Source organism: Protofrankia sp. Cj3, from assembly GCF_917627355.1.
Classification (GTDB): domain Bacteria; phylum Actinomycetota; class Actinomycetes; order Frankiales; family Frankiaceae; genus Protofrankia.
On sequence record NZ_CAKJTR010000035.1, the window covers coordinates 1 to 2409 of the forward strand.

1 protein-coding gene is annotated in these 2409 nt (G+C 68.0%); it reads right to left on the minus strand.

Annotation, left to right across the window (positions count from 1 at the left end; genetic code table 11):
- Window positions 1–2050: MMPL family transporter (locus MJ783_RS07050; protein ID WP_239309358.1), on the minus strand; the 2050-nt coding region annotated here is incomplete at its 3' end.
- Window positions 2051–2409: the final 359 nt, after the last annotated feature.

Sequence of the window (2409 nt, forward strand, 5' to 3'; positions counted from 1 at the left end):
TGCCGAGCATCTGCAGAAAGGTGACCGACGAGGTCGCAAAAGCCACAAAGGTCACCGCGAGCAGGGCCGCGGCAGTGGTCACAATCCGTCCGGTGCGGGCAAGACCGGTCGCGACAGCCTCGGCGTTGTCGACCCCGCGATCGTGCTCCTCCTTGATGCGCGAGAGCAGGAACACCTCGTAGTCCATGGACAGGCCAAAGGCGGTGCAGAACAGCAGCACCGGCATGGACGTGTCCAGCGGCCCCGGAAGGAAGCCGAGCGCCCCGGCGAGATGGCCGTCCTGGAAGATCCAGACGGCGGCTCCGAGCACGGCGGTCAGCGACAGCACGTTGAGCACCAACGCCTTGATCGGCAGCACCACGCTTCCGGTGAACAAGAAGAGCAGCACAAATGTGGCGAGCGCGATCAGCCCGATGGCCAGCGGCAGCCGGTCCGCGATCGTCTGCTTGCCGTCGACGAGTACGGCCGACCGGCCGCCGACGAGCACCGACGTCCCCGCGGGCACGGCGGCTGCCCGGACGGCCCTGGCAATGTCCTGCCCTGCGCCGGAGGCGGGGTCGACCGCGGGGACCACCTCAAGGTAGGTGCGGGCGCCGACGGCGAACCGAGCGTCGGCGGGGCCAGCTGGCGCTGCCTGCCGGCCCGCGGCAAAGGTGCCGACCGCGCTGTTCACGCTGGCCACGTTCGGCAAGGCGGAAAGTTGACCTGCGTAGGTGGCCAATGCGGACCCGGCGGGGCTGGTTGAGCCCCCACCCGCCACGCCACCCGCCACGCCGGTCACGACGACGATCGTGGCCTCGGCGACGTCCGAGGAGAAGTCGGCCCGGATGATGTCACCGACCTGCCTGCTGGACGCGGTGTCACGCAGCACCCGGTCATCCGGCCTGCCGAACGATACATGCAGGAAGGGGCTCCCGAGCGCGACAAGCAGTGCGATGACGGGTACGCCGACGATCACCGGCCGGCGCATGACCGCGGCGGCGATGGCGCGCCAGACCCGCGATTCGGCCGCCTGCCCCGAGCCGGACCGTGCCCGACCGACCCTGAACGCATTGACCCGCGGGCCGAGCAGCATGAGCATCGCGGGCACGACCACGATCGCGCTCAGCACCGAGAAAACCGTAACCGCGATGCCGGTGTAGGCCATCGACTTGAGGAAGAAGGGCGGGAACACCAGCATCACGGCGAGGGCCACGGCAACGGTGGCGCCGCTGAACAGGATGGTCCGGCCGGCCGTGCGCATGGTGGTCGCAACGGCATCGGCACGTTCCGACCCCGCCGCGAGCTCTTCCCGGAACCGGCTCACCATCAGCAGGGTGTAGTCGATGCCGAGGCCCAGCCCCATAGCTGTGGTGAGGTTGACCGAAAAGATCGAGACATCGGTGACGCTACCAAGGACGAAAAGGATGGCAAACCCGCCGAAGATGCCGACCACGCCGACGACCAGCGGCAGCAGCGCGGCGACGGCGCTACCGAAGGCCAGGACCAGCAGCACCATCGTGATCGGGATGGCCACCGACTCAGCCACGGCGAGGTCCTTCGTGACCTGGCTGTTGATGTCCTTGTCGACGGTCGCCAAACCGCCGGGAACAACGGAAACCGGACCGCCGCCGGCCGCGGCCTTCTCGTAGCCGGTCACAAGATCCTTGGCGCGGTCCTTGTTGACGACCAGGGCCACAACGAGCGCATGTCGGCCGTCCTTCGACCGTAACGCAGTGTCTCCGCCGTCCCAGTAGGAGATCACCCGATCTACGCCCTGCTCAGCGCCGAGCTCACGGGCGACCTCCCTGCCGGCGGTTGTCACCGCAGGGTCGTCTACCGTTCCCGACCTGGCCGTGACGAGGAGGAGCAGGTTGGGTCTGCCACCGAAGTATCTGTTCACCGCCTGTGCCGCCCGGGTGGACTCCGACCGCGGATCGTCGAATCCCCCGGTCAGCAACTTCCCGAACGCCCCGGCACCGACCACCGCCATAGCGGCCACGACCAGCAGCGCCACCAATATGATCATCCTGGGATGGCGGGTGACAACCCGCGCGAGACGTGCGAACACCGGAGAACCCCCACAGAGTTGCCATCACCGTCGAGCACAGTGTCTACATATGCCCGATTGCCGACGGTTCCGGGTCCCCGGCCGGCAGGCCCGCGAATGCCCGCGAGCTCGCGCCGGCCGATGACCACGCCCACGGTTGACTCGACGTGACGGTTTTATACCGAACGCGTACCTATCGCCAGTGACCGGCGAGAACACGGGAGCGTGACTGACGACCGAGGTGCCGTCCGTCGGAAAACTCCATCTTCCGGACAGAAGCCCACCGCGAAGGTCATCCTGACAGAGTGTCGATACACCGATGGCGGTCACGCACGGGGGCGTCAGACGAGCACGGCGGGCGCTCCGCGCTCGTGGGCGGT